Source organism: Streptomyces sp. SID14478 (assembly GCF_010548525.1).
In the GTDB taxonomy this organism is placed as follows: Bacteria; Actinomycetota; Actinomycetes; order Streptomycetales; family Streptomycetaceae; genus Streptomyces.
Genome location: NZ_JAAGMG010000984.1, coordinates 1 through 211 on the forward strand (window position 1 = coordinate 1; position 211 = coordinate 211).

General features: G+C 74.4%; 1 protein-coding gene. It reads left to right on the forward strand.

Features of this window, described 5'->3' with window-relative positions; genetic code table 11:
* Window positions 1-211: phosphatase (locus G3I40_RS31275; RefSeq protein ID WP_203645107.1), on the forward strand; the 211-nt coding region annotated here is incomplete at both ends.

Consider the following 211-nt stretch of genomic DNA (forward strand, 5'->3'; position numbering starts at 1 on the left):
CTTCCGGTGCGGCTCGCGCTCCAGGAGGCGGCCGAGCGACTCGGGGTGCTGCCGGAGCTGGTGGTCGGGGACCACGGGTGGGTCTGCGGCGCAGGTCAGCTCGGTATCGAGACGATCGGGCCGGCGGACACGGACGATCCGGCGCTGTTCGTGGGGGAGGCCGAGGGGCGGGTGTCGGTCGCCGTTCCGCTCGACGACGGTGTGCAGGCCC